Here is a 25,754-nt window from a genome sequence, read left to right on the forward strand (position 1 = left end):
GGAGAGATCGCTCATGAGTTTCAAGGCGCTGATCGTGGAAAAGGACGAGGCGGGGACGACCTCCGCATCGGTGCGGACGATCACCGGGGACCGCCTGCCGGACGGCGACGTCACGGTGGCGGTCGAGTATTCGACGCTGAACTACAAGGACGGGCTGTGCCTCGGTTCCGGCGGCGGGCTGGTGAAGAGCTACCCGCATGTGCCGGGCATCGATTTCGCCGGGACGGTCGAGCAGTCGGACGATCCCCGCTACGCGCCCGGCGACAAGGTGGTGCTCACCGGCTGGCGCGTCGGCGAAGTGTGGTGGGGCGGCTATGCGCAGAAGGCGCGGGTCAAGGCCGACTGGCTGGTGCCGTTGCCCAAGGGCCTTTCGACCCGCGACGCAATGGCCGTCGGCACGGCGGGCTTCACCGCGATGCTCGCGGTCACGGCGCTGGAGGATCATGGTCTTGCGCCGGACAAGGGACCGGTTCTGGTGACGGGCGCGGCCGGCGGTGTCGGCTCGGTCGCCACCGCGATCCTGTCGCATCTGGGATATGAGGTGGCCGCCGTCACCGGGCGCCCCGAGCAGGAAGGCTACCTGAAGGGACTGGGGGCGACCCGCATCGTTCCGCGCGCCGAGCTTGCCGAGACGGTGAAGCGGCCGCTGGAGAGCGAAAACTGGGCCGGCTGCGTGGATGCCGTCGGCGGTGCGATGCTTGCCCGCGTGCTGGGGCAGATGAAGTACGGCGGCTCGGTCGCGGCCGTGGGCCTGGCCGGCGGCGCCGGTCTGCCCGCGACCGTCATCCCGTTCCTGCTGCGCGGGGTCAATCTGCTCGGCATCGACTCCGTCATGCGTCCCTACGAGGACCGCGTGCGGGCATGGTCGCGGATCGCCACCGACCTGCCGCTCGACCGGCTTGCCGAGATGATCCGGCCCGCGACGCTTGGCGAGCTTCCCGAACTCGGTGCCGCGATCCTCAAGGGCGAGGTGCGCGGGCGCGTCGTGGTCGACGTCAACGCGTGATGACGGCCGGGCTCCGGGGCGGCAACGACCCGCACCGGAGCCCGTGCCTCACAGTTCCTCGTAGTAGATGCCACGCTGGGCAAGACGCCACTGCTTCAGCCGCAACTCGCCCGACTTGCGCATCTCCTCCATGCGCTTTTCATGCAGCTTGCGCTGATGCTCGCGCGCCTCACGCTGGAGATTGCGTTCGAATTCCTCCAGCTCGCGCCGTTCTCGCGCGATCTCGTCCCTTGATTTGCCCCAGTCCGCGAAGCCCATGGATCCCTCCCGCTGCGCTGTCTCGGAATTACTTACCCTACGTAATTTCCTGCCCCGAAGCAACGAGAAGCCCCTCCGGGCCGCATTCGCGTCGTCTTTTCTTTTGCCGGCAGGTTCGCTACCAATGGCCTTCTTCAAGGGTTGGGCCGTGTCCCGGGGGGCGAGGATGAAACAGGATTCCAGGTCGGATGCGGGGCGTGTGACGCCTGATCGGCTGCCCGGTTCCGCGCGGGCCATGAGCGCCGAGGAGGCGCGACGCTACGCCGAGGATGGCTTCGTGCTGGTGAAGGGAGCCTTCGGCGCGGCGACCATTGCCGCGATCGAGGCGGAGCTCGCCCGGCTCGAGGCCGTACCGGAAGCGCCCGGGCAGCACTGGGTCTATGGCGAGACGGTCGAGGATCCGGACCCGCGCCGCATCATCGCGCGGATGGAAAACCTCGACGCCCATTCTCCGGTCTTTGCCGCGCTGAATTCAGCGCTTGGCGCCTATGCGGCGGTGGCGTTCGGCGCCCCGGCGGTGCTTTTCAAGGACAAGCTCAATTTCAAGCGCCCGGGCGGCGCAGGGTTCACGCCGCACCAGGACCAGCAGGCCGGCTGGTGGAACTATGCGAACCGTTTCGTCTCGATCATGGTGTCGATCGACGCGTCGAGCATTGCCAACGGTTGCGTCGAGTTCGCGGCCGGACATCACACCCGGGGCATGTTCCGTGAATGGGAACCGCTGACGGATGCGGACATGAAGACCATGAACTTCGTGCCGGTGGAGACCGAGCCGGGGGACGTGGTTCTGATCGACAGCTTCGCGCCGCACCGCTCCGAGCCCAATCGCACCGACCAGCAGCGGCGGCTCTATTTCGCAACGTTCAATCCCGCCGCCGAAGGCGACCATCTTTCGCGCTACTACGCCGACAAGCATGCCAATTATCCACCCGACGTGGAGCGTGACGCCGAAAGGTCCTACACGTTCCGCGTCTGAGTTCCGGCGCGCCCGTCCGGCGACCGCCACCTTCCAGAAGACCGAGAAAGGTCAGAGCTTGCAGTCCGATCGCGCCAACACCGCGGCCGCCCCGGGGCAGCCGTCGAAGTTCACCCGCCTGCGCACCCTGCTTTCCCGCCCCGAGCTTGCCTTCCTGATGGAGGCGCACAGCGGGCTTTCCGCCAAGATCGTCGAGGAAGCGGGCTTCGAGGGGATCTGGGCCTCGGGCCTGTCCATGTCCGCGAGCCTTGGCGTGCGCGACAACAACGAGCTGTCCTTCTCCCAGGTTCTGGACATGCTGGAATACATGTCCGACGCAAGCTCCCTGCCGATCCTGGTCGACGGCGACACGGGCTACGGAAACTTCAACAATTTCCGCCGCTTCGTGCGCAAACTGTGCCAGATCGACGTGGCCGGCGTGTGCATCGAGGACAAGATCTTTCCCAAGACCAATTCGTTCCTCGGCGAGAACCAGCCGCTCGCGGACATCGACGAGTTCTGCGGGAAGATCAAGGCGGGCAAGGACACCCAGACGCATCCCGATTTCCAGGTGGTGGCACGTGTCGAGGCGCTGATCGCCGGGCGGGGGATCGAGGAGGCGCTGGCGCGCGCCCACGCCTATGCTGAGGCCGGCGCCGACGCCATCGTCATGCACTCCAAGAAGAGCGCGCCGGACGAGATCCTGGATTTCTGCCGCCAGTGGGACAACCGCGTGCCGGTGATCCTGATCCCGACCAAGTATTACCGCACCCCGACCGACCGGTTCCGCGAGGCGGGCGCATCCATGGTGATCTGGGCGAACCACAACCTGCGCGCCTCCATCAAGGCTATGCGCGAGACCTGCGCGCGCCTCAGGCGCGACGAAACGCTGGTCGGCGTCGAGGACGAGGTGGCGGTTCTGGGCGACGTCTTCGCGCTCGCCGGTGCGGATGAACTGGAGCAGGCGGAAAAGCGCTATCTCGCGGCACGCTCCCCCTCGACCGCGGTGATCCTTGCCGCGACACGTGGAGAGGAACTCGGGGAACTGACCCTCGACAGGCCCAAGTGCATGGTCCCGGTGCGTGGAATGTCACTGCTCGGCCGCCAGATCGAGGCGCTCGGGAGCCGGGGTGTCGGCGACGCGCGCGTCGTCGTCGGCTACCGCGCCGACGCGGTCGATCTCGAGGGCATCGCCAAGATCGAGAACCCGGACCACGAGGCGACCGGCGAGGCGTATTCGCTCGCCCTCGGTCTTGCCGAGGTCACGGGGGACGCCATCGTTTCCTTCGGTGACATCGTCTACCGTCCGTCGCTTCTGGCCATGCTGGAGGATCGCGACGAGGACATCGTTCTGCTGGTGGATTCGGCGGGGATCGCGGGCGGCCGCGATCTGGTGCGCGCCACGCGCCCCGACGGGGATGTTCTCGACAGCACTGGCGATGAACCGCTTCTGGTCGGCTTCGGCGCGCGCGAAGACGGCGGCAAGGCCGACGGCGCCTTCATCGGGCTGATGCGGACCAGCGCGGCGGGAACACGAAAACTGCGGGCGGTGCTCGAGGCGATGGGCAAGGAGGGCAGTCTTGCGCGGGCCGAACTCGGCACGGCGCTCGCGCGGCTCGCGGAAGCAGGCGAGAAGATCGCCGTGGTCTATGTGCATGGCGACTGGCACAACATCAACGACCTGATGGACCTCGCCCAGGCGCGCGACGAGGTGTGAGGCGATGATCGAGGCACGGGACTTTCTGGACGCGGCCCGGGCGCAAGGGATCGACTTCTTTACCGGAGTGCCCTGCAGCTTTCTCACGCCGCTGATGAACGCGGTGATCACGGACCCGGCGACGCGCTACGTGGGCGCCACGAGCGAGGGCGAGGCCGTCGCGATCGCCGCCGGCGGCTGGCTCGCGGGCCGGGAGACGGCGGTGATGTTCCAGAACTCGGGACTTGGCAACGCGGTCAATCCGCTCACCTCGCTCAACTACCCGTTCGAGATCCCAACGCTGGTGATCACGACCTGGCGCGGTGAACCCGGCATCAAGGATGAACCGCAGCACGAGCTGATGGGGCGGATCACGCAGGATCTTCTCGATCTCGTGGGGGCAAGGCGGTTCGACTTTCCAACCGAGCGCGAGCAGGTGGCCCCCGCGCTTGCCGCCGCCGTGGCGCACATGCGCGGGGCGGGTGGTCTCTCAGCCTTTGTTCAGCCGAAGGGGGCGATCGCGTCCGGTCCGCTGGAGGAGGCGGCTCGCGAGGTCGCGCCACGTGTCGCGGTCCGGGATTTCGGTTCTCCTGGGGCGCCCGCGCCGCGCCGTTTCGACCTGCTGGAGGCATTGCAGCCGCTGGTTCCCGAAAGCGCCGGTGTCATCGCTACCACCGGTCACACGGGGCGTGAACTCTTTACCCTCGCCGACCTGCCACGCAATCTCTACTGCGTCGGTTCCATGGGCGGGGCGAGTGCCATCGGACTCGGGGCGGCCCTCAACAGTCCGCGTGAGATCGTGGTCCTGGACGGGGACGGTGCGGCGCTGATGAAGCTCGGCAACATGGCGACCATCGGAGCGGAAGCGCCGGGCAACCTGACCCATCTCCTGCTCGACAACGGGTTGCACCTGTCGACCGGCGGGCAGGCGACGGTTTCCGCCAACGTTGATTTCGCGGCGGTGGCCTCGGCATGTGGCTACCGGTTCGCGGCCCGTGCCAACGGACTTGACGGCGCGCGCGAGGCCATTGCCGAGGCGCTCGATGTGCCGGGGCCGCGTCTCGTGCATGTGCGGGTCTCCGCCGAGCCTGTCGAAGGTCTCGGCCGCCCGACGGTGAAGCCGCGTGACGTCGCGCGCCGGTTTCGAGCGCATCTGACGGACGGGGCATGAACATGACGAACGGCCCCGTTCTGCTCACACCCGGCCCGCTTACCACCAGCGCGCGGGTCAAGGCCGCGATGCAGCGCGACTGGGGATCGCGCGATCCCGCGTTCGTGCGGCTTGGGCTCAGGACCTTCGAACGCGTGGCGCAACTCGCCGGCGCCGGGCCGGATCATGTCTGCGTGCCGCTCCAGGGCAGCGGCACCTTTGCCATTGAGGCGATGATCGGCAGTCTCGTCGCGCCGCACGAGAGGCTTCTCGTTCTGGTGAACGGCTCCTATGGCCGGCGGATTGTCGAGATCGCACGCAGGCTCGCCCGGAAGGTCGACACCTTCGAGGTGCCCGAGACCGGAACCCACGACGTCGACGACCTGGCAAGGCGCCTTCGCGGCGCGGAAGCGCCGGATGTGGTCGCCATGGTCCACTGCGAGACCACGTCGGGCCTGCTCAACCCGCTGGAGAGCATCGCGACCTGCGTGAGGAATGCAGGAAAGCGGCTGCTGGTGGACAGCATGAGCGGGTTCGGCGCGCTGCCGCTCGACATGGCGGCCATGGGCATCGAGGCGGTTGCCGCGTCCTCGAACAAGTGCCTGCAGGGCGTTCCGGGTGTGTCTTTCGTCATCTGCAACCGCGATGCGCTTGAAGCGCGCGCGGGCGCGGCCCCCTCGCTGGTCCTCGATCTGGCGGGGCAGGCGCGCGGGTTCGAGGTCGACGGCCAGTGGCGCTTCACCCCGCCGACACATGTGGTTGCCGCGCTTGCGGAAGCTCTCGACGAGCTTGACGAGGAAGGCGGTCCGCCCGCCCGGCTCGCCCGTTATCGCGAAAACTGCCGTATCCTCGTGGAGGGGTTTGGAGAGCTTGGCATGACGCCGGCGCTCGATCCCGCACTGCAGGCTCCGGTCATCGTGTCGTTCCGTGAGCCGGGCGAACCCTGGTACGCGTTCGAGCCGTTCTATGCCGCGCTCGAACAACGCGGCTTCGCCATTTATGCCGGCAAAATGCGGGATGTCGGGACGTTCCGGGTCGGAACGATCGGGGCTGTCGACGCGGCTATCATGCGCGCATTCGTCGGTGAGGCGGCGGCGGTTGTGACAGAATTGAAACAGAAATTGAAAGGCGGATCCTGATCCGTCGACGCGTGCTTTTTTCGCCCTGTTTGGGAGGAAAAGCCGCGATTTTGCGGGAGTATGGCGTTTTTCCGGCTTCGGGTCGCCCTGGTCCGTCCGGTCCGCGGGGGCGACCGTGGACGAGGTCGTACGATGGCTTACTCGACACGGAAAGGGGTTTCGGCTATTTAGCGAAATCTGCCAATTATAGGTGCCTCACGTTTTTGTCATCCGGCGCCGTGGATATCGGACTGTCGCGCGGCGGCTGGTCTTGCCGGGAATACCGGTAACGGCTCGTGCCCAGTTGTGGCCGGCCATGGTGCCCACGGATTTGTACAAGACGCGTTCGCGATGGGAATTGTTCGATGCCACCGCTTTTGACTTCGGGTCGCGGTGGAACTTGGGGGAAAGTCTAGGATGAAGCCTGATCGGCCGAGTTTCTCCGTTGTCGCGGAGCGCCGCTTTCGACTGGCGGGCAAGTCCATCATCGAACGCCACAATCCCTACTTTCTCCCCGTCGACCAGCACCGGGAACTGTGCGAGCAGAACGGCGTCCCCTTTGTCAGTTTCGCACATTACGACTATCTCGGGCTGACCCAGGACGAGGCCGTCGTCAAGCGGGCGGGAGAGGCGTTGACCCGCCTTGGGACGGGCGTCGGTGCATCGCGGCTCGTCGGCGGCGAGCGCATGGGTCATCGCGCGTTCGAGAGCGAGCTCGCCGAGTTTCTCGGCGTCGGCGATGCGATGACGCTCGTCAGCGGCTATCTCGTCAACGTGTCCCTCATCAATTTCCTCATGGGGCCGCGTGATCTCGTCCTCATTGACGAACTGGCGCACAATTCCATCTTCGTCGGCGCAAAGCACGGGCGTTACGATCACAAGGTTTTCGAGCACAACAATCTCGACGACCTGGAGCGCCAGCTCAACGAGTCGCGCGGCCAGTACCGAAATGTGCTCGTCGTGGTCGAGGGTCTCTATTCCATGGACGGGGACATTCCCGACCTGCCGCGCCTCGTGGAACTCAAGGAGGCGCACGACGCCTGGCTGCTCGTCGATGAGGCGCATTCCTATGGTGTGCTGGGTGCGACCGGTCGCGGCCTGTGCGAGCATTTCGGTATCGATCCGCGACGCATCGAGCTGACCGTGGGAACGCTGTCGAAGTCCTTCGTGTCCTCGGGTGGCTTCATCTGCGCCGAGAAGAGTGTCATCGACTGGATGCGCTATACGCTGCCGGGGTTCGTCTACAGCGTGGGTCTGTCGCCCGCGACGCTTGGCGGTGCCCATGCGGCGCTCGACAAGCTCAAGGACGAACCGTCCCGGGTCGAGCGTTTGCACCACAATTCGGTTTATTTCCGTGATCGTGCCAATGCGCTCGGTCTTGAAACCGGTCCGGCCATCGGGCGCGGCGTGGTCCCGATCCTCTTCGCCGATCCCATGCAGACCATGATGGCCTCGCAGGCGTTGCTCGACGCGGGTATCTATGCGCCGCCGATCGTGCAGATCGGCGTTCCCAAGGATCAGCCGCGCATTCGCTTCTTCATCTCGGCCAAGCACACCGAGGCGGAGATGGATCGCGCCATCGAGATTGTTTCTGCCGTCGTGGCGGGATCGGCGCCGCAGGCGAGCGAACCGCAGACGGCTGCTGCTGCGGGCGTGTGACCGCACGCCGATCAAGCACGTCCCGCCTCCTCACGACGATTGCTCTCCATGACCGCCTTGCCAGATAGTCACGGCTCCCGACGCGTGCCCCGCTTGCCGGCACTCCTGTGCGCGGCGACTGTGTCGCTCGCGCTGGCGGGCGCGGCGGTTGCGCAGGAAGGCACGCGCATCGACACGCGCTCGACGCAACGTGCGGCCGGGTCCAGCGTGGAGACAGTCGACAAGGCGCCGGTGATCCGGCCCGAGTTTCCCGTTCCCGATGAACCGGGCATGCTGTTTTATCTCCAGCGTTCGACCAACTCGAACACGGTGATCTATGCGGCAAGGTTCTTGGAGGACGGTCGTCTCGATCCGGATGAGCCGATTGTCGCCTACTGGCGACGCTACAACACGACCGGCGAGAAGCTGCCGCTCAAGATGATCGAGGACAGTTTCGCTTTTGGCGTGCGCGCGCAGGCGACCCCGGATCCGGACGTCTTTCGCATCTACATCGTGTCCTATCCCGAGCGGACTGCGACCCTTCGCCGTACGGGGCCGGGAGAGGCACGGCTTAGCCTTCGCGCCGGCGCGTATGAGTACGAGCCGGTCTACGCCTATGTGGACGTGGACGAGAGCGGGATGGTACCGAGCGTGCGCTCGGTCAGTGTGATCGGCCGCGACATGGCCTCCGGCAATCCGCTGGTGGAAACCATCCGGATCGAGTAACGGTTTGGCGCGAGAGCGGCGACGACGCGCCAGGCCGCTCCCGCAGTCAGCAAGTCTGGCGCGCAAGAACACGCGTTCCGGAGCCCTTGGCTCCGTACACGGGCAGGGCGAGACAAAGACAATGACAGCGACTTCCGCCAGGACGATCCGTACCGCGATCGTCGGAGCCGGCAATTGTGCCAGCTCGCTTGTTCAGGGCGTGGCCTACTGCCGCGCATTCGGCGACGAGGCGGTTGGGGTTCCCTTCCCGGTGCTCGGCGGATACCGGCCCGAGGATGTCGAGATCGTGCTCGCCTTCGAGGTGGATGCCCGCAAGGTCGGCAAGACCGTGGGCGAGGCGGCGGTGGCGCTGCCCAACTGCACGGAAGTGTTCCACAAGGACCTCCAGGGCATGACCGCGCCGGTGCTGCGTGGACCCGATCTCGACGGCGTGTCCGCGTTCATGCGCAATCAGGCTCCCGACCGGAGCTTCGTGGTCTCCGATGCTCCTGCCCTCGACAAGGACGGCATCGTCGCCGCCCTGAAGGAGGCGAAAGCCGAAGTCGTTATCAACTTCCTGCCGGTCGGGTCCATCGAGGCGAGCCAGTTCTACGCCCAGTGCGCGCTGGAAGCCGGCTGCTCCTTCGTGAACGGCATTCCGGTGTTCATCGCTTCCGATCCGGTCTGGGCGGAGAAGTTCCGCAAGGCCGGCGTTCCGATCCTCGGCGACGATTTCAAGGCGCAGTTCGGCGCGACGATCACCCACCGTGCGCTTGCCCGGCTGGCCGACATGCGCGGCGTCAAGGTCGATCGCACCTACCAGCTCAATGTGGGCGGCAACACCGACTTCCTGAACATGATGGACGGCGACCGGCTGGCGATGAAGCGCGAGTCGAAGACCGAAGCGGTGCAGACGGCCATGAACGCGCGTCTCACGGACAATGAGATCCGCATCGGCCCGTCCGACTACGTGCCGTGGCTCGACGACCGCAAGGTTGCATACGTTCGCCTGGAAGGCAGGCTGTTCGGTGGCGTGCGCACCCATGTGGAGATGCGCCTCGAGGTCGAGGATTCCCCCAATGCCGCGGCCATGGCGCTGATCGCGATCCGTTCGGCCGCCATCGCGCGCGACCGGGGCATGGTCGGCCCGATCGAGGATGCGAGCGCGTTCCTGTTCAAGCATCCGCCGGTCCAGATCGAGGATGCCGAAGGCTACACCCGACTGCTCGCCTTCGCCGACGGCGCTGCGTCCTGACCATGGGCGGGGCGCGCGGTGCTTCCACGGCCGGGCGGCCTGTTGCCTTCGTTACCGGGGGCAGCAGCGGCATCGGTCGGGCGCTTGCCCGAAAGCTTGCGCTGCGCGGGTTCGACCTTGGACTGATCGCGCGTGGCGAGGGCCGGTTGGCGGAAACCGAGGCGGCGCTTGCCGCCGAGGTGCCGGGTGCTCGGGTGGAGTGGATCGCGGCGGACGTTGGCGACGAGACTGCCGCCCGCGCCGCTTCCCACGCGCTCGTCGGGCGTCTGGGCATTCCCTCCTGGGTGGTTTTCAACGCGGGGATCGCGCGCCCCGGACTTTTCGTCGAACAGCCGCTTTCCGACCATGTCGACCAGATGCGCACCAACTACTTCGGTGCACTGACCCTTGCCCATGAACTGGCGCCGAAGATGGCAGCCGTGGGCCGTGGACGGATGGTCTTCGTGTCCTCGGGCGCGGCCTTTTTCGGGATCTACGGCTATGGCGCCTATGCTCCCTCGAAGTTCGCCATGCGCGGGCTGGCGGAAGTTCTGCGCGTCGAACTGGCCGCAAGCGGCATCGAGGTGACGCTCGCCTATCCGCCCGACACCGACACGCCCCAGCTTGCCGCAGAGGCGCTGACCAAGCCGGCGGCGACGAAGGAGATCACCGGCGGTGGCGGCCTGTGGGCGGCGGACCGGATCGCGGAAGATATCCTGCGCGGTGCCGAGCGCGGACGTTTCCTCGTTACGCCGGGCGTCCAGATGCGCCTGCTTGCCCATGCGCACAGCCTGCTGGCGCCCGCGCTCAGGGCCTGGCAGGTCCGGGTGGCGCGGCGGCACGAAAAGCTCTTCCGCAAGGGATGAGCGGCCCGGATCTATCCGCATTGGCACTCCCGCCGGTGCCGCTGGACATGGTCGCTCTGGCGATCCTGGCCGGACTCGGGATCGGACTTCTGCTGCTTGGGGCGGGAAGTCTGGTTCCGGCAACGGCCGCCAGGGCGCGTCCGCTGTGGCCTGTCTTTCTCACCGAGATCGTCATCGTGGCCGGCGGGCTGCTGCCGGTGCTCGCCGGCGGGCGGGTTCTCGATGTCGCCTTGTTCCTGCTCGCATTCCGCATCGTTCGCGAGGCGACGAGTGTCGCGCTCCACCGCTTGCCGGGCGGTCGCGCGGGTGCGCTTCGCCACGCGGTCCTGCCCGTAAGTCTCGCTGTTGCCGCCGTGTCCCTCGGTCTGGCGTATGTGCCCTTTGCCGGTCTTTTTGTCGCCGGAGCGGGGCTGGTCCTGATCGCGGCCCTTGCCTGGCGGATCATCGGTGAACGAGTGGTCGCCCTCGGTATCGTGGCGGAACTTCTGGTGTTTCCCGTCGTGCCGCTCGTGCTGTTCGTCTCCGCTGCACGACAGGAGGAGGGCGCGGGGCTTTTGCTTCTGGCGTTCCTTCTCGTGGAAACCTACGACAGTTACGCGCTTCTCGGCGGCAAGCTGTTCGGAAGACGTCCCGCCTTTCCCACGCTCAGCCCCAGGAAAACCGTCGAGGGACTGGCCGTCGGCGGGGCCATGCTCGCCCTGACCTCGCTGCTGCTCGGTCCCTTCGTCCTTGGCTGGTCTCCCGTGATGTCACTCCTGGTCGCGGCGCTGATCGCGGCGGCGGCCGTTGTCGGCGATCTCGCCGGCTCCCGGCTCAAGCGCGCATCGGGCGTGAAGGACTATCCGCAGGTGTTGCCGCGCCAGGGCGGATTGCTCGACATCGCCGATGCCTGGCTCATTGCGGGGCCGCTGCTGGTGTTTCTGGGGAGCCTTGGCTGACGCGTTCAGGGATAGGCGCCGAGAAACCATGCGAGCGGAACGAGCACGGCCAGCGACCAGAGAGCGGCGCCCGCATCGTCCAGCATGATGCCGAGCCCGCCCTTGACTTCATCCTGCAGGCGGTTGACCGGCCAGATCTTGTTGATGTCGAAGAAGCGGAACGCAAGAAAACCGGCAATCCACCACAGGAGTCCGGCCGGCAGGAAGAGCACGACAGCCGCGGCGCCGAAGGTTTCGTCGATGACGACCTCTTGAGGGTCGTCGATACCGCGCAGGCGCGCCACATATGCCGATGCCCAGACCCCGACCGCGAACAGGACCGCGAGCATCGCGAGCTTTGCCAAGATGCCCGAAAGCGCGAACGGCAGGGCAACCGCCAGCCCGACCACGGCACCGACCGTACCCGGCCACACCGGGGACAGGCCCGCACCGAGGGAAAGGGCCAGGCTGTGGGCGAATGCCCCGATGAAGCGTCCCATCCGTGTATCCCTGTGATAGGCTTGGCAATAGAAGTTGCGCGGTCACCGGTTTGCCCCCGGCCGGGCGGGAGATCTAACTAGCATGACGGGTTTCGGGAGGCGATCCTGCCCAAGGTGATTGGTGAGCCGAGCAAAGGGTTTCCCTGGTGAGACCGTTGGTTTCCATTGCGGCGCGCGGATTGTTCCTGCGCGTTTTCGCCAAGGTTGCGATTGTCGTCGGGACCATCGAGATCGTGTTTCTGGCCGAAAAGGCCACGGGCGTACTGGAGGAAGTGCTCGGCAATGGCGGGCGGGTGCCCTCGGCATTGCTGATCCTGCTCATGACCTCCCCGGAGATCTTCGATTTCGCGCTGGCGCTTGCCTGTGTGATCGGCGGGTATTTCGCCTTTTCCGCCGCGCGCGAGGAACGTGAACTCGTGGCGCTGTCGGCTGCCGGCGTATCCTGGCAACTTCCCCTGAGGGTGGCCCTGTCACTCGGGGTCGTTGCCGGTGTGCTGAGCCTTGCCGTGTCCGGATTTCTCGATCCGCTGTCCAAACATGCGACGCGCAGCGTCGTGTTCGAACTCAAGAGCGACCTTCTGTTTCGCCGTTTGACCGAGCCGAGCGACGGCATGCTCATCGAGACGATTCGCGGACGGACCTTTGCCGCGCTCAGCGACACGTCCGTCTCACCGCCGCACGAGAGCCTTTTCGTGCACCAGCCGGGAGAACGGGGAAGCTGGCGCGTGACCCAGGCCGGCAACTGGTCGCTGATCGGTCCCGACGACGAGGGCAGCTACGATCTGGGGCTTGGTCGGGTGATCGCCTATGATTTCGTGCCCGTGGCGGAGGAGGGAGCCCCCAGCGTGCTGAACGCCGGACGCGGGCCAAACCTGCGCGCGCTTGGGGCCGGAGACATGGCTTCCGTGCCGATGCTGCCGCGGGTCAAGGTCGAGAACGTTTCCATGCCCGTCAGCCTCGACAATATCCTGCGGTTCGCGCAGCGTACCGACATTGCCCGAGAGTGGACCCTGTCGGAAGCGCTCGAGCGCGGGCGCGATGGGGGAACGACAGGTGCCGAGGCGCTGGAGATCGCGGGTGAGCGCAGCGCACGCGCCATCGCCGCCTTTGTCGCGCCGATGCTCGCGCTTGTCGCCTGTGCGCTGGCCGCCGGTGGTCTTGCCGGTTTCCTCGCACTGCCGCTGTCCTGCGGGGCGCTTCTCGTTCTCGATGTGGGGCTGCGCGCGTTTCTTGCCGGGGTGGCGGTGGAGCAGGGCGGACTGGCGATGCTGCTGACGGGGGGTTGTATCGGTCTCGGTCTGGTCGTGCTTCTCGGCCTGGGGCTTGGACGTCGCGCGCCCGCGCTGCTTCGGCCGGTGAACGAGCGGGCATGATGGAAACAGCGTCCGCCAGCCCGGGACATGTTGCCGTGCCGCGCCCGAGACGGCCGGTACCGCACGCCGGTGCCGTTCTCGGTATTGCAGGGCGGCGGGCGCTTGGCGCCCATCTCAAGGCGGCCCTGCTCGTCATGACGATGTTCCTGATCATCGCCTGGGCCATCGATCTCGCGCAGACGCTCGACGATGTTCTGGCGCGGGCCGATGAGCTGGGAAAAAATCGTGCGGGTCTGCTTGCACTCTATCTCGGATACCGGGGCGTCGACATTGCGACGCGGCTGTTCCCGGTAGCCTGTTTCATTGGCGTCTTCGCTGCGGAATTGATGCGATTGTTCGGTCGCGAGACGGTGATCCTGTCCGCTGCCGGCTGGTCGCCGCGCCAGACGCTTGCTGTCGTTTGCATGTTCGCTGCGATGACCGGATCGGTGCAATTCATGCTGGAGCGCTGGTGGCGACCGGCAGCCGTCTTCGCGCAGGCGGATCTTGGTCTCGGCGGCTACGGGCGGCGGTTCGCGTCCGGCGAGATCGAGGGCCATCGCTGGTTCGTGGTCGATGGCAACGTGCTCCGCGCGAGGGTCGTGCGCGATGCCACCCCGGCACTTGCCGATCTGGAATTGTATCGCGGTGTCGTGGCGGGCGATCTTAAGGATGTTCTCGTTGCCGGCCATGCGGAGCCCGCCGAGAGGCCCGGCTTCTGGCGGCTCGAGGATGTCGCTCTCTGGTCGCGTCTGCCCGGGGACGGGGAGACCGGTGGCGAGAGCAGCTACTCGCAGACCTCGCTCTATCTCATCAGTCGCTATCCGACCCTTGAACTGCACCTGCCGCTTCTGCCCGAAACGCTGAGCTATTATGACGTGCCGGCGTTCTATCTGCCCCAGGAACCGCTGGAGCGGCTCTCGGCGCCGGACAATCCGCTCAAGGGACCCGATGTGGATGCGGCGCTCTGGCGACGCTGGGCCGCGCTCCTGCTTCCGGGGGCCTATGCGCTTCTGGGGGCGAGCCTTGCCCCCATCGCCGGCTCCGGGCGCATCGTCGCGCCGGCTCGCATCGTGGTGCTGGCGCTTTGCGGCTATTTCGCGCTGGTGGCGACCAAGGTCTCCTGGGCCATGGGAGAGATCGGCGCGTTGTCGGGCTTCACCAGCAGCTGGCTGTCGATCGCGCTCGCGCTCGCCGGCACGCTGATCGCCCAGCGTGTTCTGGCAAGGCCACATTAGCCGAATGTGAGTGCGTCAGTTGCCCTCGGGCATCTGGCGGGCGGCGAGGATACGCGGATAGACCTTCGCGGTCGCCCGGGCGAGCATGTCCTCGTTGTCCACCTCGGCCCAGGCCAGATCTTCGACCTTCGGGCAGGTGACCGGGTGCTCGCTGGCCAGCGCCACGAGGCCGCTCTCATAGTCGGCCATCACCGTTTCCGCGAGGAGTGAGGGCGCGATCTCGCGCAGACCGCGAACGGCCTCCGCGGTGAGATAGGTCAGTCCCACCAGTTCGCCGCGTGGAGTGTCCGGCCAGCGGTCGGAGAGCTTCGACATGTCCCGCAGGCAAGGAGTGCCGTCGCGCTCGTCCGCCCAGACATAGACCTCGTCGCCAGCGCCGGTCGAACCGGACACCAGGAGCGCCGAACGATCCGTCTCGGCAAGAACCCGTTCCACCGCGCGCGGCTCGAAGACCAGATCCGATTCGAGCACCAGGCACGGGCCGTCGATGCCCTCCAGGCCGACCATGAGGCTGTGAAGAGAGCCTTTCTCGGTGAAGGCGGCATTGTGTCGCGTCTCCACACCGTCGAGGCGGGTCGCGACGAGATCCTCATACTGGTCGGCGAGGTGCCCGGTGACGATGCGCACCCGCTGAAGGCCATGCTGGCGCAGGGTCGCAACGGCTTCCTCGCAGAAGGTGCGCCCGCCCATGGACAGAAGCCCCTTGGGCGTCATGCGGCCACGCTCGCCCATGCGGATGCCGCGCCCGGCGGCCAGAAAAATCGAGGTGATATCGCGCATGGAACCGCCACTTTGTTATAAGGCGGTCAACGTATACGAGAGCCCCGGTCAAGGGGCAAGCTGGGGCCGTTCCGAGGAACAGGCTGCGGGGCAATGACGACGACATCGAAATCCGACCCCGGCACGGGGAAACAGGGACAGGGCGCCCCGACGCTTGCCGACATGCTGCGACGGTTTCGTCGCGACAGCCTCGCGCGCGAACTGCGAACCGACTGGGCCGTCGCGCTGCTCTACAGGGTGCCAAGCCTGGTGCTGGTGCGTCTTCTCCTGCCGACCGGCGTGTCTCCGACCACTGTAACGCTTGCCGGACTTCTGCTCGTGGTGGCGATGCCGTTCGCCGCATTGGCGTTTTCGGTCTGGTGGGCGGCGCTGGCGGTGGGCCTGCTCGGCATTGTGTTCCAGGTCATCGATTGCGTGGACGGAGGGCTTGCACGGGCAACCGGACGGAGTTCACGGCTCGGGGCCGTCGTCGACTATCTGGTCGACATGGCGCAATGGGGCGCACTCTACGTCTCGACGGGCATTGTCGCGGATCGGGTCATCGCGGCGATCGAAGGCGGAGAGCCCGGACTTGCATGGACCTTCGTGGGTCTCGGCGCCGCCTGGACGCGGCTCCTTGCCCGCGTTGTGCGCGACGCGGTGCCTGCCGAGCAGGACGCGAAAGCAGCGCCGCTTCCCCGCCTCACGGCCGGGGGGGCCGTCGTCGCGCTGTTCGCCGGCCTTAGCGGTGCGATCGCGCCAATGGTTCTGGCCGGTGCCATATGGGGGTTCCTTCCGGGCGTCCTTGTCTTCCTGTTCGTCTATGCATTGGCGGATGTCGCGGACGCGCTTGTCGCGACACTCTCGACCGCCAGGAGGCAAGAGAGTGGGCGGGACGGAGCCGGGGACGCATCACGGTGAGGATCATTCAGGTCTGCCCCTATGACATGGCGCGTCCCGGAGGGGTGCAGGCACATGTCCGTGACCTTTCGGGGTTCCTGAATGCGGGTGGGCATGAAACGCGCATTGTCGCGCCACGCCCGGTCGCGGGCGGTGCGGTACCGGGTGTCGAACATTGCGGGGCCGCGCGGCTCGTTTCCATGTTCTCCACCCGTTTCGAGGTGAGCCTTGCCGGACCCGGCGAGCTTCGTGCGCTTGTTTCCAGGCTCAAGGACGAGTTTCGCGCCGACATCGTGCACTTGCACACGCCCTGGACGCCCCTGGTTGCCTGGCAGGTCTGGCGCCGGCTCGGCCTGCCGATGGTGGCGACCTTTCACGCAACGCTTCCCGGTCGGGATGCGACGGGACTTTCGGCGCGCCTGCTGCGGCGTGCGGGGCATCATTTCCTAGCTCATGCGCGGGCGCTGGTCGTTCCCTCGCGCTCGCCGCTCGCTCATCTGTCGCCGCCGTCCGGTCTCCGGGTCGAGGTCATTCCGCCCTCGGTCGACCTGACCGCCTGGCGCGAGCAGGGAAGGGCGCGACATGCGATGGGGAAGACATCGGCCGACGGGCCGGACATCCTGTTTCTCGGACGGTTCGAGCCGCGCAAGGGGCTCGACGTGCTTCTGGCGGCATGGCCCGAGGTCGCCGCGCGGGTTCCTGGAGCCCGGTTGACGATCGCCGGCGGCGGATCGCTCGAACCGCTCGTTCACGCGGCAATGTCCGCGCCCCACGGCGAGCGGATCGTTCTGGTGCCTTCGCCTGACGACAACGCCGCGCGGGTCCTCATGGCCAAGGCCGATATCTTCGCCGCGCCAGCCCCCTTCGGGGAGAGCTTCGGTATCGTGCTGATCGAGGCGATGGCAGGGGGCGCAGTTCCCGTTGCCGCCGCCAATGACGGCTACGCGTCGGTGCTTGCAGGCGGCGGCGAGGAACTTCTCGTTCCGCCTGGCGATGCTTCCGCACTCGCGGCGCGTCTCGTCGCGCTGGCCGGCGATGCAACGGCCCTTTCACGCTTGAGGGACTGGGGGGCGACACGATCGTCCGCGCTGGACATCGCCGCGACCGGGCCGTCCTATCTGGCGCTCTACGAAGACGCCCTTGCCTGGTCCTGACGTCAGAAGTCCCGGCGTTCGAAGCGGGACGGTGTCGGAAACCACTTTTCCAGGGTTTTGCGCACATGCGCCACGACGCGCGGGTTGGGGGCGGTGCCGAAGCTGTCGTTGAGCGTGACCGTGCGGGGCTTGCGCCATTCGAGACGGCGAAGCTGGAAGACCGTCCAGGGCAGGATATTCTCGAGCGAGGCGTAGCCGGCCATCCGGTGAACTTCCGCTAGGCTCGCGCGTTCGGCCCGTCCTGTCTTCAGCGCATGCTGGGGGTAGACATATTCCGGCGGGATGGTGCCGTCCGCGCGGAAGCGTGCGCGGCGCGTGGCGTCAATTTCCCGTGGGAATGTCTCCAGCATGTCGTCGAAGACGGCCCGGTCGATCAGGATGGGGCCGTGGGCGAGATAGTTCCGCCGCTCCTTGCCGTGCACCTTGTCGAGGGCCTCGTTTGCGGTTGCGAGCGCCAGGTCCCACGGGCTGGACCGGCCGGGATCGACCTTCTCGCGTACCGGCGCATGCTTGCGCCGCATGAACATCCTCGCCCGGCCATCCGGTGTCATGAAATCCGCTGCCTTCAGGGGCGCGAAGGCAAGCATGTCGTCCTCGAAATAGAGGAACCGCTCGCTCAGGTTCGGCAACTTCGACAGATGGCTGACGATGGCGAAGGAACTGAAGGTCGGAAGGATCGCCGGGTCCATGATCTCGTCGTGATGCACGACGCGGATATCGTCCCGGGCGGTGTCGAGCCAGGCTGGAACCTGCGGACGGCACGTCAGGAGATGAACGCGTCGCACGAAGGGCGCAAACCGTTCCAGGGAGCGCAGCGAGTAGCGCAGGGTCTCCAGGTTGTCGCGGGTGCGGTTCGGGCTGGCGTCGCGCGGGTCGTCGGCATGGGCCTGAAGGGTGTCGCTGTAGCCGGCGAAGCTGTCGTCGACCCAGGTGTAGACGACGTCGATCGGATCGCTCATGTCCGTCTTCACGTTGGTGTGGCAGGGGGACATCGAAAATCCGGACAAGAAGACCGGTTCTCATTTGCCGCCGATCTCTATAAACCCGATGCGGGCCGGGCGGCAATCGCGACGGCCGGACAAGGGCCGGGGAGCAGGACGTGTCAGGGATTTCGGAGCGCGAGACACCGCAAGCCGGTGCCGGTGGGCAAGAGCTGGTGATTGCGGCGGACTTCGGAACCTCGGGCGTTAAGCTGGCCGCGATCAACCGGGATCTCGCCCTTGTCGCCACCGCGACGCGTCCCTATCCGCTGTCGCTGCCGGGAAACGACGGCGCGGAGCAGGATCCGGAAGACTGGTGGACGGCGCTTGCAAACGGTGTCGCGGATTTGCGCCGCGAGGTGCCGGACCTTTCCCATCGCGCCGTCGCCCTGGTGTTCTGCGCGCAGATGTGTGGTGTCGTCAGTGTCTCGCGGACGGGTGACCTGTTGCGCCCGGCAATGATCTGGCTCGACAAGCGCGCCGGGACCCTGTCCCGGACCATGAACGGCGGCTTTCCCAGTCTCGCCGGCTACCGTCTCGACAAGCTTCTCGCATGGACGCGGATCGCCAATGGCGCGCCGTCGCACAACGGGATGGATCCTCCGGCCAAGATGCTGTGGCTGAAGCGGAACGAACCGGAGGTCTGGGACGCGGCCGACAAGTTCCTGGATGTGAAGGATTGGCTCGTGATGCGTGCCACCGGGGCCTGCGTGACGACAGCCGACAGCGCCAACCTCACCTGGATGATGGACACGCGCCCGGGCCGCGAGGGATGGTCGGCCTATCTCGCCGGACGTCTCGGCATCCCGCTCGACAAGCTTCCCGAGATCGTCGACGGGACGGCGGTCGCTGGCGGCCTTCTGCCGGACGCAGCCGCCGGTCTCGGGCTGGCGACCGGTCTGCCGGTGATCGCGGGCGCGGGCGACGTGGGGGCCACGGCAATCGGTTCAGGCGCCATGGCGGATGGCGAGTTGCACGCTTACGCGGGCACCAGCGCCTGGCTTTCGGGCTTCTTTCCCTCGCGCCGGATCGACATCTTCCATTCCTTCGCCACCATATCCAGCCCCGTGTCCTTCCGTCCGCTTCTGATCGCGACGCAGGAAAGCGCCGGTACCGCCTTTGCCTGGGCGGCACGGCTGGTGGGTGAAAGTGCAGGGGACAGCGATGCGGCCCTCGACACGCTCTACGACGGCATAGGTCCCTTGCGCGAGGACGATCCCGTGTTCGTTCCCTGGCTCGCGGGCGAGCGCGTGCCGGTGGATGATGACCGGCTGCGTGGCGTCTTTCACGGACTTGGCGTGCGCCACGATCGCGACGCACTGCTGCGGGCGACGCTGGAAGGTGTCGCGCTCAACATGCGCTGGGCGCTCTCGAAGGTGGCAAAGCAAAAGGGCGTGCGCCACGACCTTCCGATCCCTCTCGTCGGTGGCGCGGCAGTCAATCCGCTGTTTGCCCAGCTTCTTGCCGACGCGTTGAAGCGCAACGTGGAAGTTCGTGCGCCGCGTCATGCAGGTGTTCGCGGCGCGGCGGCCATCGCCGGCGTCGCGCTCGGCTGGTTTTCGAAGGTGGAGGAGGCGGCGCCCGTCCTGGCGTCCGGCCCGAGCGCCATCTACACGCCCGAGGCCGAAGGCATGGCCAGATGCGACCGCCGTTCGGCGCGGCTTGAACGGGCACGCAAGCATCTTCTCGCGCTCTATCGCACCTGAGATTTATCCCGCGCGGCAGAAACGGAACCCTTTTCATGATCGACGGACTGTTCAAGCGCCACATCGACCCCTTGTGGGAATCCATGGCCACGCCGCTGATCCGGATCGGCATGACGCCGAACCAGGTCACGGCGACGGGGCTTGTGCTCGTCGCGCTGACGTCGGGTCTCTACCTGTGGCACGGCAATCCGCTCGTTTTCGGCGTGACGCTTGCCTTCGCCTTTGCCTTCGACGCGCTTGATGGCGCCGTGGCGCGGCGGCGGGACATGTGCACGAAGTCGGGCGGTTACTTCGATGCCATGGTCGACCGCTATCAGGAACTCGTGGTGCTCGCCGCGATCGCGGCGGTTGCCGACCTCTGGTGGCTGGCGCTGCTGGCGTTTTCCGGCGGCGTGCTGACCAGCTACGCCAAGGCGCGCACGGCCATCGAGATCCCGATCAGCAACGAGGCCTGGCCCGATCTCTTCGAAAGGCTCGAGCGGATCATCTTCCTCTGCGCCGTTCTGATCGCGGCCGGTATTCTGCCGGTTGTCGGGATCGGCGCGCGACCGGTGCTCGCAGTGGGGCTCGGGCTCTACGCCGCGTTGTCGCACCTCACCGCCGTGCAGCGGATCGCACGGGCGGTGAGGCTGCTTCAGGCCGCCGACATGCGGTCCGCCGAAGACAACCCGGGCGGCGGGTCCTGAACGGACCGTCGTTATTTCTTGTCGACGCCGAGCAGTTCGACCTCGAAGCGCAGCGTTGCGTTGGGCGGGATAACGCCGCCGGCGCCGCGTGAGCCGTAGGCAAGCTCGGGCGGAATGACGAGTTCACGCATTCCGCCGACCTTCATGCCGGCAACGCCCCTGTCCCAACCCTGGATGACGCGGCCGCCGCCCAGGGGGAAGGAGAAGGGTTCACCGCGGTCGCGGCTGGAATCGAACTTGGTGCCGTCCATCAGGTAGCCGTCGTAGTGGACGGTCACCACGGCGCCGTTCACGGCCTCGTCGCCGGTTCCGACGACGAGATCCCTGATCTTGAGGCTGTCGGCGGAAGCGAAGCCGGAAAACACGGCGGCCGCGGCGGCCGCGACAAGGATCGCCACGAAGGCGCTCAGCAGTTTCGGCATGGGAACTCCGAACAGTCTTTGGGCACACGGCCCGAATGGGGTGCCGACCCCGACCAACGCCGGGGCTCAGGTGGCGACATAAGAACGCTGCATCGCAGCAAAGGTCAAGCCGTTCACTGTGTCGCGGCGGCTCGGCCCGAGCTTGCACGCGCCGGTCCCTGCCGTCATCGTGATGAAAGACGGGCGTGGAGTGGCAAAAGGTCAGCGAAAGGGCTTGATGATGAGTGATTTGACGGGAGGACGGGAGGATCTCGAGCAGGCGCGCGCGATACTGGCCATCGCCGAGGTGGCGGGAAGCCGGACGCCCATCACCGACGAGGACGCGGACTTCGATCTCGGGCGTGCCTACCGGGTGCAGGCGGCGATCCGTGCCGAGCGGGTGGCGCGCGGCGAGACACCCTGCGGCTGGAAGATCGGTTTCACCAACCGCACCATCTGGCGCGAGTACAACGTTCATGCCCCGATCTGGGGGCCGGTCTTCGACACCACGGTGCAGGAAGTGGCGGAAGATGCGGGTGCCTGCCGGGCCGCCGTGCTGATGGAACCGCGCATCGAGCCGGAGATCGTTTTCCGCATTGCCCGTCCGCTCGAGGCGGGCATGACGGAGGCGGACCTGCTTGAGGCCATTGACGGCGTTGCCCTCGGCTTCGAGATGGTGCAGTCCCCTTTTCCCGACTGGGTCTTCAGGGCTGCGGACACGGTCGCCGCGTTCGCCCTTCACGGACAACTGCTTCACAGGCCGTTCGTCACGCTTGGCGAGGCGGACCGGAGCATCTGGTTCGAGCGGCTGGAGGGATTCACGCTCGATCTCTTCCGCGACGATGAAAAGGTCGATACCGGACGGTCCCAGAACGTGCTGGGTGGGCCGTTGAGCGCACTCAAGGCCTTCGTGGAGGGGTTGCCGGCAACGGCGCTCGCCACTGCCGTCGGGCCGGGCGATGTCGTGACCACGGGAACATTGACCCGCGCCTTCCCGGTTGCCGCCGGTGAACGCTGGGAAACGCGTATCGAAGGATTGCCGCTTCGGGACATGGTGCTTCAGGTCGTTTGACCGGCCCGAAGGAATGCCGGTGCGAGATGATGTTTCAAGCTTGAAATACCGGGATTGCAAGACGTGCCCGCGCGCCTAGAATGCGCCGCACTGAAACAAGTCACCGGCGTCTCGCATGTTTCCCGCGAACCGCCGGCACGAGGAGGAGAATGCCAAGTGTCAGACGGCCGGTCCGATAGCGCCCCTGTTTCCTACATGCTGGAGGGCGGGATCGCCCTGATCTCGGTGGACAATCCTCCGGTCAATGCCCTGTCGCAGGCGGTTCGCGCCGGTCTGCAGGAAGCCGTCGAACGGTTCGAGGCGGATGAGGCCGCGAAGGTGGCGGTGATCTACGGCGCGGGCCGCACCTTCATTGCTGGCGCGGACATTCGCGAGTTCGGCAAGCCCATGGCCGAGCCGTTTCTGCCGGCGGTGATCCAGCGCATCGAGGATGCCTCCAAGCCGGTCGTCGCGGCCCTGCACGGGACGGCTCTTGGCGGAGGGCTGGAGGTGGCGCTCGGCTGTCACGCGCGGGTGATGCTTGCCAGCGGCAAGGTGGGACTTCCCGAGGTGACGCTCGGCATCCTGCCAGGTGCTGGCGGCACACAGCGGCTGCCGCGCCTTGCCGGGGCGCAGGCCGCGCTCGATCTCATTACGTCCGGCCGCCATGTGGGTGCCGCCGAGGCCCTGACGCTCGGCATTGTCGACGAGGTTGTCGAGGGTGAGGACGTGAAGGCGGTGGGCCTCGAGTTCGCCGGACGCATCCTGTCCGGAGCGGTGTCCGCGCGTGCCAGCGGCAAGCTCGATGCCGGAGCGAAGGATGCCGAACTCTTCGAGCGGGTCCGCAAGGAAACGAAGAAGAAGGCGCGTGGGCAGATCTCGCCGATGGTTGCGATCGACGCGGTCGAGGCCGCCTACGACCTGCCATTCCCCGAAGGCATGACGCGCGAGCGTGAACTCTTTTCCGAACTCATGCAGTCCGACCAGCGCGCAGGGCTGATCCATGCGTTCTTCGCCGAACGTGCCGTCGGGAAAATCCCGGAACAGGGGAGCGCCACGGCGCGCGAGGTCGCGAATGTCGGAGTGATCGGCGGCGGCACCATGGGCTCGGGCATCGCGGTGGCTTTCCTCACCAGCGGTTACAAGGTGGTGCTGGTCGAGCGCGATGACACGGCGGCGGAAAGGGCGCGGGCCACGGTCGGCAAGCTGCTGGACGATGGCGTGCGACGCGGCAAGATGAGCGCGGAAAAGCGCGAGGCCCTTCTCTCCGATGCCTTTGCAACCGCAACCGACTACGACGCCCTTGCAAGCGTCGATCTCGTGGTGGAGGCGGTGTTCGAGGACATGGACGTGAAGAAGGAGGTCTTCACGAAACTCGACGCCGTGTGCCGCCCCGGTGCGATCCTTGCGACCAACACCTCCTATCTGGACGTCAACGAGATCGCGGAGAGCGTGTCGCGGCCCGGTGACGTGATCGGCTTCCATTTCTTCTCACCGGCCCATGTCATGCGCCTGCTCGAGGTGGTCGTGGCGGACAAGACGTCGGCGGATGTCGTCGTCACGGGTTTCGCGCTGGCGAAGAAGCTGAGAAAGGTGGCGGTGCGTGCGGGCGTCTGCGACGGCTTCATCGGCAACCGGCTGCTCAATGCCTATCGGCGTGCGGCGGACTACATGGTCGAGGATGGCGCGAGCCCCTATGACATCGACAAGGCGCTGGTGGACTTCGGTTTCGCCATGGGGCCCTTCGCGGTGGGAGACCTGTCCGGCCTCGATATCGCCTGGGCCGGACGCAAGCGGCGTGCGGCGACACGTGATCCGCGCGAGCGGGTATCGACATTCGCGGACCGCATCTGCGAGCGCGGCTGGTTCGGCCAGAAGACCGGACGCGGGTTCTATCTCTATGAGGACGGCGCGCGGCGGGGGGCCCCCGATCCGGACGTGCTGGAGATCATCGCCGCGGAGCGCACGGAAAAGAACATCACGCCGCGCGACTTCGGCCCGGACGAAATCGTGCGCCGCTACATGGCCGCGATGATCAACGAGGCGGCGAAGATCGTGGAGGAGGGCATCGCCCTGCGTCCGCTCGACGTCGATGCAACATTGCTCTTCGGGTACGGTTTCCCGCGCTGGCGCGGCGGGCCGATGCAGTACGCCGACCAGAAGGGGCTTGCCTGCATCCTTGCCGACATTCGCGAGTTCGAGAAGGAAGATGCGTTCTTCTGGAAACCGGCGCCGCTTCTGGAGAAGCTCGTTGCCGAAGGACGTGACTTCGCCTCGCTCAACAAGGACGCCTGAGACGCGACGCGGTTTCTCTGTCGCGCCGGGATACGGACACAGACCATGGATTCCCTTACCCAGTTCGTTCTCGGCGCGGCGGTGGCGACCGCGGGTCTCGGCAAGGTCGCCGGGGTGCGCAAGGCGGCCATTGCCGGCGGGCTTGTCGCCACACTGCCCGATCTCGACGTCTTCCTGCCCTTCGCCGATCCGGTCGACAGTTTCGTCTATCATCGCGGCTGGACGCATTCGCTCCTCGTGCATGCGGCACTTGCCGCGCCGCTGGGCGAAGTGCTGAGGCGCGTGCTGCGCATCGGACGCGAACACCGGTGGCGGGTGATCGCAACCATGTTGTTGTGCCTCACGACCCATGCGCTGCTCGATGCGATGACCGTCTATGGCACACGACTTTTCTGGCCCCTGTTTCCCGATCCGGTCGGCGTCGGATCGGTCTTCATCATCGATCCGCTCTATACGCTTCCCCTGCTTGCGCTTTTTGTGTGGGTGCTTGTGCGGGGGAAATGGAGCCGGGGCGTGGAACGTGCGAGTGTCGCGGTGCTGGTCGCGAGTACGGCCTATCTGGGACTGTCCGTTGTCCTGCAGCGCCACAGCGAGGCGCGCGCGCTTGCAGCTCTGGAGGCCCGCGGGATTCAGCCCGACCGTCTGCTTGCCACTCCGACCCCCTTCAATACGGCGGTCTGGACAGTGGTGGCGATCGACGGTGATCGCTACCACACGCTTTATCCGTCGATTTTCGACGGGGACGCGCCTCCCGTGATTCATTCCCACCCGCGTGGGGCGAACCTGCTGTCCTGTCTGGGACCCAATGCGGCGCTCGCCAAACTTGCGTGGTTCAGCCATGGTTTTCTCGCCGCCGAGCGCGAGGGGGACGACGTGGTCGTCTCCGACCTGAGGATGGGCCTGAGCCCCGCCTTCGTGTTCCGCTTTGCCGTTGCCCGTGTGGCGGAGCACGGCCTCGACGAGATGACCCCGCCGCGCCGGGTTCTCAGCAGGCAGAGGATCGTGGAGGACGATCTCGACTGGCTGGGCAAGCGGTTTGCGGGAGAGCCGGTCGGCCGTCCTGCGGAAGAGCGGGCCGAAGCTCCCCTGGACGGCGATGTCGGCGAAAGTCTTTCCGTATGCCGCGCCGTTGCGCGTAAAAGTGGCAAGATTGCCACGTTGCCCGGGAAGGTGTAGTTCGGGAGGGTGC

24 protein-coding genes are annotated in these 25,754 nt (G+C 66.5%); 19 read left to right on the forward strand and 5 right to left on the reverse strand.

What is annotated here, in order from left to right; all coding sequences use genetic code 11:
* Nucleotides 1–13 precede the first annotated feature (13 nt).
* On the forward strand, nt 14–1,006 hold the full coding sequence (locus tag ACYX4S_RS01220; protein WP_476361569.1) for an MDR family oxidoreductase: 993 nt from the start codon (nt 14–16) through the stop codon (nt 1,004–1,006).
* A 48-nt stretch (nt 1,007–1,054) separates the two neighbouring features.
* On the opposite strand, the gene ACYX4S_RS01225 is transcribed toward ACYX4S_RS01220, so the two are convergent.
* The gene (locus ACYX4S_RS01225; protein ID WP_476361570.1) at nt 1,055–1,264 is read right to left on the reverse strand and encodes a hypothetical protein; all 210 of its coding nucleotides are present in this window, start codon (nt 1,262–1,264) and stop codon (nt 1,055–1,057) included.
* 166 nt (nt 1,265–1,430) lie between these two features.
* Here ACYX4S_RS01225 and ACYX4S_RS01230 point away from each other — a divergent pair, with 166 nt between their 5' ends.
* From ACYX4S_RS01230 to ACYX4S_RS01270, 9 genes are all read left to right on the forward strand, one after another.
* On the forward strand, nt 1,431–2,240 hold the full coding sequence (locus ACYX4S_RS01230; protein ID WP_476361571.1) for a phytanoyl-CoA dioxygenase family protein: 810 nt from the start codon (nt 1,431–1,433) through the stop codon (nt 2,238–2,240).
* A 58-nt stretch (nt 2,241–2,298) separates the two neighbouring features.
* Nucleotides 2,299–3,936 carry a phosphoenolpyruvate mutase gene (aepX, locus tag ACYX4S_RS01235; RefSeq protein ID WP_476361572.1) on the forward strand — a complete coding sequence of 546 codons (1,638 nt, stop codon included), beginning with the start codon at nt 2,299–2,301 and terminating at the stop codon, nt 3,934–3,936.
* Nucleotides 3,937–3,940: 4 nt separating this feature from the next.
* Nucleotides 3,941–5,086: a phosphonopyruvate decarboxylase gene (gene aepY / locus ACYX4S_RS01240; RefSeq protein ID WP_476361573.1), complete on the forward strand. Its 1,146-nt coding sequence runs from the start codon at nt 3,941–3,943 to the stop codon at nt 5,084–5,086.
* Nucleotides 5,083–6,204, forward strand: coding sequence for a 2-aminoethylphosphonate--pyruvate transaminase (locus tag ACYX4S_RS01245; RefSeq protein ID WP_476361574.1), 1,122 nt, complete (start codon nt 5,083–5,085; stop codon nt 6,202–6,204). Before aepY ends, ACYX4S_RS01245 begins: the two co-directional genes overlap by 4 nt.
* Nucleotides 6,205–6,600: 396 nt before the next feature.
* Nucleotides 6,601–7,842, forward strand: a complete 1,242-nt coding sequence (locus ACYX4S_RS01250; protein WP_476361575.1) for an aminotransferase class I/II-fold pyridoxal phosphate-dependent enzyme — start codon at nt 6,601–6,603, stop codon at nt 7,840–7,842.
* A 48-nt stretch (nt 7,843–7,890) separates the two neighbouring features.
* Nucleotides 7,891–8,547 carry a DUF4833 domain-containing protein gene (locus tag ACYX4S_RS01255; RefSeq protein WP_476361576.1) on the forward strand — a complete coding sequence of 219 codons (657 nt, stop codon included), beginning with the start codon at nt 7,891–7,893 and terminating at the stop codon, nt 8,545–8,547.
* Between the two features lie 121 nt (nt 8,548–8,668).
* Entirely contained in the window at nt 8,669–9,781 is a 1,113-nt protein-coding gene (locus ACYX4S_RS01260) for an inositol-3-phosphate synthase (protein ID WP_476361577.1), read from the forward strand.
* 2 nt (nt 9,782–9,783) lie between these two features.
* A complete protein-coding gene (locus ACYX4S_RS01265) occupies nt 9,784–10,626 on the forward strand; it encodes an SDR family oxidoreductase (protein ID WP_476361578.1) in 843 nt (280 codons plus the stop codon).
* Nucleotides 10,627–10,646: 20 nt separating this feature from the next.
* Nucleotides 10,647–11,564 (forward strand): phosphatidate cytidylyltransferase, encoded by a 918-nt coding sequence (locus ACYX4S_RS01270; protein ID WP_476361579.1) that lies wholly within the window; start codon nt 10,647–10,649, stop codon nt 11,562–11,564.
* A gap of 5 nt (nt 11,565–11,569) precedes the next feature.
* Here the strand turns inward: ACYX4S_RS01270 and ACYX4S_RS01275 are convergent, their stop codons facing one another.
* Entirely contained in the window at nt 11,570–12,043 is a 474-nt protein-coding gene (locus tag ACYX4S_RS01275) for a phosphatidylglycerophosphatase A family protein (protein WP_476361580.1), read from the reverse strand.
* Between the two features lie 146 nt (nt 12,044–12,189).
* Between ACYX4S_RS01275 and ACYX4S_RS01280 the strand changes: the two genes are divergently transcribed.
* Both ACYX4S_RS01280 and ACYX4S_RS01285 read left to right on the forward strand, forming a co-directional pair.
* Nucleotides 12,190–13,416 carry an LptF/LptG family permease gene (locus ACYX4S_RS01280; RefSeq protein ID WP_476361581.1) on the forward strand — a complete coding sequence of 409 codons (1,227 nt, stop codon included), beginning with the start codon at nt 12,190–12,192 and terminating at the stop codon, nt 13,414–13,416.
* Nucleotides 13,413–14,633 carry an LptF/LptG family permease gene (locus tag ACYX4S_RS01285; RefSeq protein WP_476361582.1) on the forward strand — a complete coding sequence of 407 codons (1,221 nt, stop codon included), beginning with the start codon at nt 13,413–13,415 and terminating at the stop codon, nt 14,631–14,633. Before ACYX4S_RS01280 ends, ACYX4S_RS01285 begins: the two co-directional genes overlap by 4 nt.
* Before the next feature lie 15 nt (nt 14,634–14,648).
* On the opposite strand, the gene ACYX4S_RS01290 is transcribed toward ACYX4S_RS01285, so the two are convergent.
* Nucleotides 14,649–15,413, reverse strand: a complete 765-nt coding sequence (locus ACYX4S_RS01290) for a phosphocholine cytidylyltransferase family protein (RefSeq protein ID WP_476361583.1) — start codon at nt 15,411–15,413, stop codon at nt 14,649–14,651.
* Nucleotides 15,414–15,506: 93 nt separating this feature from the next.
* On the opposite strand from ACYX4S_RS01290, the gene ACYX4S_RS01295 reads away from it, so the two are divergent.
* Both ACYX4S_RS01295 and ACYX4S_RS01300 read left to right on the forward strand, forming a co-directional pair.
* Complete coding sequence (locus tag ACYX4S_RS01295) at nt 15,507–16,313, forward strand: CDP-alcohol phosphatidyltransferase family protein (protein WP_476361584.1); 807 nt, start codon at nt 15,507–15,509, stop codon at nt 16,311–16,313.
* Nucleotides 16,310–17,446, forward strand: a complete 1,137-nt coding sequence (locus tag ACYX4S_RS01300; RefSeq protein WP_476361585.1) for a glycosyltransferase family 4 protein — start codon at nt 16,310–16,312, stop codon at nt 17,444–17,446. The genes ACYX4S_RS01295 and ACYX4S_RS01300 overlap by 4 nt, the downstream gene beginning before the upstream one ends.
* A gap of 2 nt (nt 17,447–17,448) precedes the next feature.
* On the opposite strand, the gene ACYX4S_RS01305 is transcribed toward ACYX4S_RS01300, so the two are convergent.
* The gene (locus ACYX4S_RS01305; RefSeq protein ID WP_476361586.1) at nt 17,449–18,405 is read right to left on the reverse strand and encodes a stealth conserved region 3 domain-containing protein; all 957 of its coding nucleotides are present in this window, start codon (nt 18,403–18,405) and stop codon (nt 17,449–17,451) included.
* A 140-nt stretch (nt 18,406–18,545) separates the two neighbouring features.
* Between ACYX4S_RS01305 and ACYX4S_RS01310 the strand changes: the two genes are divergently transcribed.
* On the forward strand, nt 18,546–20,132 hold the full coding sequence (locus ACYX4S_RS01310) for a xylulokinase (RefSeq protein WP_476361587.1): 1,587 nt from the start codon (nt 18,546–18,548) through the stop codon (nt 20,130–20,132).
* Between the two features lie 35 nt (nt 20,133–20,167).
* Nucleotides 20,168–20,818 carry a CDP-alcohol phosphatidyltransferase family protein gene (locus ACYX4S_RS01315; RefSeq protein ID WP_476361588.1) on the forward strand — a complete coding sequence of 217 codons (651 nt, stop codon included), beginning with the start codon at nt 20,168–20,170 and terminating at the stop codon, nt 20,816–20,818.
* 11 nt (nt 20,819–20,829) lie between these two features.
* Here the strand turns inward: ACYX4S_RS01315 and ACYX4S_RS01320 are convergent, their stop codons facing one another.
* A complete protein-coding gene (locus ACYX4S_RS01320) occupies nt 20,830–21,240 on the reverse strand; it encodes an FKBP-type peptidyl-prolyl cis-trans isomerase (protein ID WP_476361589.1) in 411 nt (136 codons plus the stop codon).
* A 217-nt stretch (nt 21,241–21,457) separates the two neighbouring features.
* Between ACYX4S_RS01320 and ACYX4S_RS01325 the strand changes: the two genes are divergently transcribed.
* The 3 genes from ACYX4S_RS01325 to ACYX4S_RS01335 all read left to right on the forward strand — a co-directional run bounded on the left by ACYX4S_RS01325 (nt 21,458) and on the right by ACYX4S_RS01335 (nt 25,741).
* Nucleotides 21,458–22,291, forward strand: coding sequence for a 2-keto-4-pentenoate hydratase (locus ACYX4S_RS01325; RefSeq protein WP_476361590.1), 834 nt, complete (start codon nt 21,458–21,460; stop codon nt 22,289–22,291).
* A 156-nt stretch (nt 22,292–22,447) separates the two neighbouring features.
* Nucleotides 22,448–24,565 (forward strand): 3-hydroxyacyl-CoA dehydrogenase NAD-binding domain-containing protein, encoded by a 2,118-nt coding sequence (locus ACYX4S_RS01330; protein ID WP_476361591.1) that lies wholly within the window; start codon nt 22,448–22,450, stop codon nt 24,563–24,565.
* 45 nt (nt 24,566–24,610) lie between these two features.
* Complete coding sequence (locus tag ACYX4S_RS01335) at nt 24,611–25,741, forward strand: metal-dependent hydrolase (protein WP_476361592.1); 1,131 nt, start codon at nt 24,611–24,613, stop codon at nt 25,739–25,741.
* The last annotated feature ends 13 nt before the right edge of the window (nt 25,742–25,754 follow it).

The sequence above is a fragment of the Stappia sp. ABD4_338 genome, assembly GCF_056312175.1.

Coding starts and splice junctions, on each gene's coding strand:
- ACYX4S_RS01325 (WP_476361590.1), top strand. CDS start 21,458: ATGATGAGTGATTTGACGGGAGGACGGGAGGATCTCGAGCAGGCGCGC.
- ACYX4S_RS01220 (WP_476361569.1), top strand. CDS start 14: ATGAGTTTCAAGGCGCTGATCGTGGAAAAGGACGAGGCGGGGACGACC.
- ACYX4S_RS01230 (WP_476361571.1), top strand. CDS start 1,431: ATGAAACAGGATTCCAGGTCGGATGCGGGGCGTGTGACGCCTGATCGG.
- ACYX4S_RS01265 (WP_476361578.1), top strand. CDS start 9,784: ATGGGCGGGGCGCGCGGTGCTTCCACGGCCGGGCGGCCTGTTGCCTTC.
- ACYX4S_RS01295 (WP_476361584.1), top strand. CDS start 15,507: ATGACGACGACATCGAAATCCGACCCCGGCACGGGGAAACAGGGACAG.
- ACYX4S_RS01275 (WP_476361580.1), bottom strand. CDS start 12,043: ATGGGACGCTTCATCGGGGCATTCGCCCACAGCCTGGCCCTTTCCCTC.
- ACYX4S_RS01255 (WP_476361576.1), top strand. CDS start 7,891: ATGACCGCCTTGCCAGATAGTCACGGCTCCCGACGCGTGCCCCGCTTG.
- ACYX4S_RS01260 (WP_476361577.1), top strand. CDS start 8,669: ATGACAGCGACTTCCGCCAGGACGATCCGTACCGCGATCGTCGGAGCC.
- ACYX4S_RS01225 (WP_476361570.1), bottom strand. CDS start 1,264: ATGGGCTTCGCGGACTGGGGCAAATCAAGGGACGAGATCGCGCGAGAA.
- ACYX4S_RS01250 (WP_476361575.1), top strand. CDS start 6,601: ATGAAGCCTGATCGGCCGAGTTTCTCCGTTGTCGCGGAGCGCCGCTTT.
- ACYX4S_RS01315 (WP_476361588.1), top strand. CDS start 20,168: ATGATCGACGGACTGTTCAAGCGCCACATCGACCCCTTGTGGGAATCC.
- aepY (WP_476361573.1), top strand. CDS start 3,941: ATGATCGAGGCACGGGACTTTCTGGACGCGGCCCGGGCGCAAGGGATC.
- ACYX4S_RS01320 (WP_476361589.1), bottom strand. CDS start 21,240: ATGCCGAAACTGCTGAGCGCCTTCGTGGCGATCCTTGTCGCGGCCGCC.
- ACYX4S_RS01290 (WP_476361583.1), bottom strand. CDS start 15,413: ATGCGCGATATCACCTCGATTTTTCTGGCCGCCGGGCGCGGCATCCGC.
- ACYX4S_RS01335 (WP_476361592.1), top strand. CDS start 24,611: ATGGATTCCCTTACCCAGTTCGTTCTCGGCGCGGCGGTGGCGACCGCG.
- ACYX4S_RS01245 (WP_476361574.1), top strand. CDS start 5,083: ATGAACATGACGAACGGCCCCGTTCTGCTCACACCCGGCCCGCTTACC.
- ACYX4S_RS01285 (WP_476361582.1), top strand. CDS start 13,413: ATGATGGAAACAGCGTCCGCCAGCCCGGGACATGTTGCCGTGCCGCGC.
- ACYX4S_RS01305 (WP_476361586.1), bottom strand. CDS start 18,405: ATGAGCGATCCGATCGACGTCGTCTACACCTGGGTCGACGACAGCTTC.